General features: G+C 58.0%; 6 protein-coding genes. 4 read left to right on the top strand and 2 right to left on the bottom strand.

Annotation, left to right across the window (positions count from 1 at the left end; all coding sequences use genetic code 11):
* On the top strand, positions 1–429 hold a 429-nt coding region (locus tag ACOVRA_RS06465), incomplete at its 5' end, for a fused MFS/spermidine synthase (protein ID WP_421719572.1).
* Between the two features lie 139 nt (positions 430–568).
* Here the strand turns inward: ACOVRA_RS06465 and ACOVRA_RS06460 are convergent.
* Together ACOVRA_RS06460 and ispF are read right to left on the bottom strand one after the other, a co-directional pair.
* Positions 569–1,063 (bottom strand): CinA family protein, encoded by a 495-nt coding sequence (locus tag ACOVRA_RS06460; protein ID WP_290802730.1) that lies wholly within the window; start codon positions 1,061–1,063, stop codon positions 569–571.
* Between the two features lie 16 nt (positions 1,064–1,079).
* The gene (gene ispF, locus ACOVRA_RS06455) at positions 1,080–2,309 is read right to left on the bottom strand and encodes a 2-C-methyl-D-erythritol 2,4-cyclodiphosphate synthase (protein WP_421719571.1); all 1,230 of its coding nucleotides are present in this window, start codon (positions 2,307–2,309) and stop codon (positions 1,080–1,082) included.
* Positions 2,310–2,540: 231 nt separating this feature from the next.
* Here ispF and ACOVRA_RS06450 point away from each other — a divergent pair, with 231 nt between their 5' ends.
* The 3 genes from ACOVRA_RS06450 to ACOVRA_RS06440 form a co-directional block, all read left to right on the top strand.
* On the top strand, positions 2,541–3,707 hold the full coding sequence (locus ACOVRA_RS06450) for a two-component system sensor histidine kinase NtrB (RefSeq protein WP_421719570.1): 1,167 nt from the start codon (positions 2,541–2,543) through the stop codon (positions 3,705–3,707).
* Positions 3,708–3,716: 9 nt separating this feature from the next.
* Complete coding sequence (locus tag ACOVRA_RS06445) at positions 3,717–5,132, top strand: sigma 54-interacting transcriptional regulator (RefSeq protein WP_421719569.1); 1,416 nt, start codon at positions 3,717–3,719, stop codon at positions 5,130–5,132.
* Positions 5,133–5,181: 49 nt separating this feature from the next.
* Positions 5,182–6,794 (top strand): HAMP domain-containing protein (locus ACOVRA_RS06440; protein ID WP_421719568.1); only part of this gene is annotated, 1,613 nt, incomplete at its 3' end.

The raw sequence follows: 6,794 nt of genomic DNA, 5'->3' as shown, positions 1-6,794 counted from the left end.
GGCGATGCCCGCCTTCAGATGCAGAGCCAGCCGGATAATTGGTTTGATATTCTGTTGGTTGACGCCTTCTCCTCGGACGCCATTCCAACCCATATGATCACCCAAGAGGCCATCGCCTCCTTCATGCAGAAGATGGCCCCCGACGGGATCATGATCGTGCACATCTCCAATCGCTATCTCGATCTGGGTCGAATTGTCGCCGATGCCGCGCATAAACTGGGCTATGTGGCGATGGAGGGAAATCGCGACGGGGCAGACGACAATCCCAATGCTGACACCAGCGTCCGCGTTGTCGTTATCGCCAAAACGCCCGACCGCTTGAAGGGCTATTCCTTGCCCATGTGGCAATTGATGATGCCCCGCAAAGAGCTGAAACCCTGGACCGATGATCATACGGATATTCTCCGCGCGCTGATGCCGGAGGAGTAAGGGGGCTTTTTTGAGTTTTTGGGGCGCAAGAGGGGGTGTTTAGGAACGCGCAGCACGTGCTGCGCTCGTCACCGCGGACACATGCGCAGCTCTTGCTGCGCGGTCCTTTTGGAGTGGCATTTCGCGGCCCCGAAGCGCCCTAAGCCTCCAGCCCGTCCTGCAGCATGCGCAGCGCGACGCGGACCGCTTCCAGCCGTACTTTTTCGCGGCCAATATCGCCAAACAAATGCTCCTCATGCCGGATGGAGCGGTTTTCCCGCGCGCTGGCGAAGTGGACGAGGCCGACGGGTTTCATGCCCGTACCACCACCTGGGCCGGCAATGCCAGTGATGGCGACGCTGAGGTTCGCGCGGCTTTCATGCAAGGCGCCTTCGGCCAGAGCGCGCGCGACGGGTTCAGATACCGCGCCAAAGTCGGCCAAGAGGTCGCCCGGCACATGCAACATCTCTTCCTTGGCGCGATTGGAATAGACGACAAAGCCGCGCTCAAACACGGCAGAAGAGCCCGCAATCTCGGTCAGAAGGGCGGCGACCAAGCCACCCGTGCAACTTTCCGCGGTCGTAATCTTGATGCCACGGGCCTCTGCATCCCCGATCAGCAGGCGGGCTGCCATCACGAGGTCTTGGGGGAAAATCGACATGGTCGCGATCCTAAATTAGAGCAGTGCCAAAATCGGCGGGCAGTAGGATGGTAGCAGTAGCTTGGGCGGCAATGCCTTCGGCGCGACCGGTAAAGCCCATGCCTTCGGTCGTCGTGGCTTTGACGGAGACTTGGCTTTCGCGAAGGCCCAGAAGCTGGGCCGTTCTTTGAACCATAGCATCGCGATGTGGGCCGATCTTTGGGCGCTCACAGATGATGGTCAGGTCGACATGATTGATGCTGCCACCGGCGGCCCGAACCATCTCGCCCGCATGGGCCAGGAAAATGCTGGATGCCGCACCGCGCCATTGTGGGTCGGTTGGCGGAAAATGCTTGCCAATGTCGCCAGCCGATAAAGCACCATAAATGGCATCTGCCAGACTGTGCCAAGCCACATCGGCATCGGAATGCCCTGCAAGCCCGTGACTATGGGGCACTTCGACCCCGCATAAGGTCACAAAAGTCCCCGGCGCGAACTTGTGCGCATCAAAGCCAGAGCCAATGCGGGGCAGAAGCTGCGGGGCAAGTAGGCGCGTCATGCGGTCAAAATCCTCTGGCCAAGTTATCTTTTCAAGCTCTGGGCTACCCCTGACGACTTCAATTCTCGCGCCAAAGGCCTTGGCGACCGCCACATCGTCCAGAGGCACTTGGTCGGCGGGCAGGGCGGCATAAGCGGCATGGATCAGGCTAGACTTGAAGGCTTGCGGGGTCTGTATCCGCACCAGCCCGTCGCGGGCTTGGGCCTGTTGAACCTGGCCATTCAGGGCAAGCCACAAAGCGTCGGCGATGGGAAGGCCGGGGGCTGTCCCATCAGCACCGGCTTCTAAGGCGGCAAACAAATTATCCAGCACCACCTGACCGAGGCCCGGCCGCGCCGCGTCATGAATGAAACTAAAGTGTGCGCCAAGGCCTGCGGCCGCGCGCAAGCCATTGGCGACCGATTGGGTACGCGTTTCGCCAGCGTCGGCCAACAGAAGCGATATCGAACCCGCGCACGCCAAAACGCGCTCGCGCATCTCTGGCGCACAGACAACGACAATCGCACCAAAGCGAGGGTCACGGCTAAAGGCTTCAAGGCTCCAGCGCAGAATCGCTTTGCCGCCGAGGGTCTGGAATTGCTTGGGCAGGCCTTCCTCGCCACGCCCAGAATCGGACGGGGAGACCTGTTTTGCGCGCGTCCCTGTTCCGCCAGCGACAAGGATCGCGACCGCCACGGGAGGGGAAGATTGGAGAGGGTCCATGCAGCAACCTTAGCCAGTTTGAGCCCGACACTCCAGCAACTTTGCCCGCTGTAGCGCGAACTTGGCCATCCTCTCAAATTTGACCGCGGAGCGGATGAGCGGCGGCTAAATTTCCAAATAGAACAAAAAATAGGCGTATTGTGATTAAATATCTTGCAATCAGCTTTATGTGACCTGCGGTTTTGACGTAGTCTGCCATTTATGTAAGCATCATGCTCTAACCAATTGGAAATGCCTGTTTTGGACCGCCTGAAAAACTCCTCGCTCTCGGTTGATTTTGTCCCCGGTCTCCCAACCGACCGAGAAGGCCAAATTGCTGCTGCCTTTTTGGAGGCGCTGCCCTTGCCTGCCTTGGGCGTTGAGGGTGGTGGCCAAATCATTCTGGCTAATGGCGCGGCACAAGATATTTTCTTAAAGTCCGTGCGCAGCATCAAAGCCAATGGCATCCTGGGTTTGTTCAGTGACGATAGCCCCATTCATGATCTGATCGAGCGGGCGCGCACCTCAGGCTCGCCCGTGAGTGGCCGCGACATGACCTTGCGCGGTCCAAGCTTTGGCGATTTTTCCTGCGACATTACCGCCTCACCCAGCGAGGATGGCGGCTTCATTGCTTTGGTGGTCCGTCCCAAAGGTCGGGGTCGTGATTTGTCAGAGCGGATGCAGGATATGGCCGGTGCCCGCTCTATGGCAGCCTTGGGCCGGACCTTGGCCCATGAGGTGAAGAATCCTTTGGCGGGGATACGCGGCGCCGCACAACTTTTGTTGCGCGACGCAGACCCCGGCGAGTTAGAACTGGTCAATCTGATCGTCGAAGAGACAGACCGTGTGCGTCGCCTGATCGACCGAATGGAAAGCTTTGGCGCAGACCCCCCAATTGAGTTTGCGCCCGTCAATGTGCACGCCTCGCTGGAGCGCGTCGCCACTCTGGCGGAAAACGGCTTTGCCCGCGAGATCAGCGTGAAGCGGCGCTTTGACCCGTCTTTGCCAGATGCCTTGGGTGATGAGGATCAATTGATCCAAGTGTTCCTGAACCTCGCCAAGAATGCAGCCGAAGCGGCGCAAAGTCGGCCTGAGGGTGCGGAAATCATTCTGGCGACCGCTTATCGTCACGGTGTTCGCATGCGCACGCCTTCGGGTGAAGCGCGCGACCTGCCTTTGGAAATCGCCTTTTACGACAATGGACGCGGCGTCGCGGAAGATGTGAAAGATTGTTTGTTTGAGCCCTTTGTCTCAACCAAACCGGCCAGTGGCGGCCTCGGTCTGCCCTTGGTGCAAAAGATTGTAAACGCACATGGCGGTGTCGTCGACTTTGAGTCCGAGCCGGGCCGGACGGTATTTCGGGTGCGTTTGCCGCTCTCCCATCAACGAACTGGCCTGCAAGCCAGTCGAAATAAATAGGACCGAAGAATGAGTGTTGCTGGGCGTAATGTTTTGATTGCCGACGATGATGCGTCCATCCGCTTGGTCTTGTCGCAGGCTTTGGCGCGCGAAGGCTATCAGGTCCGCGCGACAGGCAATGCCGCAACCTTGTGGAAGTGGATCAAAGAAGGTGAGGGGGATCTGGTCCTTACCGATGTGATGATGCCCGACGGCAATTTGTTCGACTATCTGCCCCGGATGCGCATGGAACGGCCCAAGCTACCCATTATCGTCATGAGTGCGCAAAACACGCTTTTGACGGCGGTGTCTGCTGCTGAACATGGGGCTTATGAATATCTACCCAAGCCGTTTGACCTCGATGTCATGGTTGGCTTGGTACGTCGGGCTTTGGAAGGCAAAAAGGATTTCAACGCCTCGAACCAACAGCGAAAGGCGGAAAAGGAAGAGCGTCTGCCCTTGATTGGTCGGTCTTTGCCGATGCAGGAAGTTTACAGGACTTTGTCGCGCGCCGCAGGCTTTGATCTGACCGTCTTGATTGAGGGCGAGTCTGGGGTTGGGAAAAAACTGGTCGCGAGGGTGTTGCACGAATATGGCCGGCGAAAGTCCGGCCCATTCGTGACCTTGAGTTTAGCGGCCCTAGACCCCCGCAGCCTCGACCAAGCGATTGAGGGCCATAATGGCATTGGCTTGTTTGCCCAAGCCGCGGGCGGGACCTTGTTCTTGGATGGTCTGGCTGATGCACCCATGCCGACCCAAGCCCGCTTAGCCCGTATTTTGGCAGACACCAGTGGCCCAAAGTCTTCTATGGGCGATGTGCGCTTGGTGGCAGCCAGTGACCGCGAACTAAAGGGCCTTGTGATGAACGGGGCTTTCCGGGAAGACCTTTATTATCGCTTGAATGTCGTGACCATCACCGTGCCGCCTTTGCGCGAACGCATGAGCGATGTGCCAGACCTCGCCCGCGCCTTTTTGGCAAGGGCTACTAAGGACGGTTTAGGTGAAAAGGCACTCGATAAATCCGGCGCGGACGAACTCGAAACGTGGTCTTGGCCCGGCAATGTGCGCGAGCTTGAAAATGTCATGCGGCGCATCGCAGCACTCAGCCCAGACCCCGTTATTGGGGCCGATACGATCCGGCGTGAACTCTTCAGAGAGCGCAGCCAACCCATCGTCACGGGCCATATTGGCCAAGATGATGATTTGGAAACCGTAGCACGGACAGCCATTTCAAAGCTCATCGCGCAGGCTTCAGCATCGGGTAAGTCCATGACGGATCTGCATGAAAGCGTGATCGCAGCCGTCGAACGGCCCCTATTCGAGCTCACCTTGCGGGAGACCCGGGGTAACCAGATCAAGGCTGCGGATATATTGGGTCTTAATCGCAACACCTTGCGCAAGCGCTTGGCATTGTTGGACATTGATGTCGGGCGCGGCAAGGCCTAACACAGGTTAGACTGTTGCGTTTTAGACACAATTGTGCTTTTCAGGGCACATGAGTTCACAGCAGCCGGTCTCACGTTCCAGTCCAGTTAGCGCCCGTGGCCCGGCCTTGTCCGATGCGGCTCATATCTCAGTCACCGATATGGGCGCCTATGTCGCCGCCATCGTCCTGACCTTTATCGGACTATTGTTTGCTGTTTCCGGCGGCGACATTGTTGGTCCTGCCAGTTCCTGGATCCTTGCCCTCCTGATCATCAGTGGTCTCTTGATTGCCTATTTGTCGTTGCGAGTAGGTAGCCGCGTCTTAGCCTTGCGCAATGCTGGTAAGAAGGCACAGACTGGCGCGCGCCTTCACCTGCGCTTTGTCATGTTGTTTGCCGCCAATGGCGTAATCCCCGTGATCCTGATTGCCTTGTTTTCCGCGCTGACCATCGGGCAGGGGGTCCAAGCTTGGTTCTCAGAACAAGTTCGCGAGGCGGTGCAGGCAACCCGCATCTTAGGCAATCAATCGGTCGATAAGACGGCTGAGACCACGAAGATCGACATTGCCGCCATGGCGGTGGACCTGAATGCGTCAGCCATCCAACTCAAGGCTGACCCGCAGGCTTACCGGGATTATTTGGCTTTACAGGCTGACCGTCGCGGCTTTGTAGCCGCTTATGTGTTAAACGCCCAAGGCACTAAACTGGCCCAAGCACAGCGCCCACAAGGTGTACCAAACTTCATCATGCCCGATGCGGGTGACTTTGCCACAGCGCAGGCTGGTGATGTCTCAATCAATATTGACCCATCGGCCGTCGTGCGTGCGCTTTATCGGCTCGACGCTTTCTCAAACTCCTATTTGGCCGTCGTCAGATTGCCAGAACCTGGCCAATTGGCCTTGTTTGAGAAGGCAAAAGCGGCTGTCTACGCCTATCAAGTGATTGAAGAGCGTCAGGGTTTGCTACGCCTGTTATTTGCGCTCGCTTATCTCGAAATCGTGCTTTTGGTGTTGATCGGCTCTGTCTGGCTGGGTTTGGTGTCGGCCGGCCGGATCAGCGCGCCAATTGGCCTCTTGGCCGATGCGGCAGAGCGGGTGCGTGCCGGGGACATGAGTGCGCGGGTCGCCCAAGTTGGCGGCGGCGATGAAATCTCTGCCTTGGCGACGACCTTCAACAAAATGACGGGCGAATTGCAGTTTCAGCGCCGGGCTTTGGAAGAGGCTGCCGAATATGCCGAAACGCGATCTGTCTTTATTGGCGCGGTTTTGGAAGGTGTGTCGGCTGGCGTGGTCAGTTTGGACAGCACCAATAGTGTCCGCGCAGCCAATGGGTCAGCTGGCCGACTTTTACAGGCACAAGATGATCGCCTTGAGGGCCGCGACTTCTCCGTGATTGCACCAGAATTCATGGCGATTGTTTCGAGCGCCCGCCCGCTGCATCCTGCGCAAGGCCAAGCAGAGCGCCTGGTGGGCGCGGAGACGCTGCTGTTTGACGTGCGTGCTGCTTATGCCGGCGATGATTTGGTCGTGACGTTTGACGACGTGTCTGGCCTGTTGGCAGCCCAACGCCAAGCCGCTTGGAAAGACGTAGCGCGCCGCATTGCCCATGAGATCAAGAACCCGCTGACTCCGATCCAATTGTCAGCCGAGCGCCTCAAACGCAAATATGCCGATGTGATCACCAC

The organism is Aquidulcibacter sp., assembly GCF_049239865.1.
Taxonomy (GTDB): domain Bacteria; phylum Pseudomonadota; class Alphaproteobacteria; order Caulobacterales; family Aquidulcibacteraceae; genus Aquidulcibacter.
The sequence above is the reverse complement of the archived record's forward strand: the minus strand, read 5'-3'. Positions and strand labels throughout refer to the sequence as shown.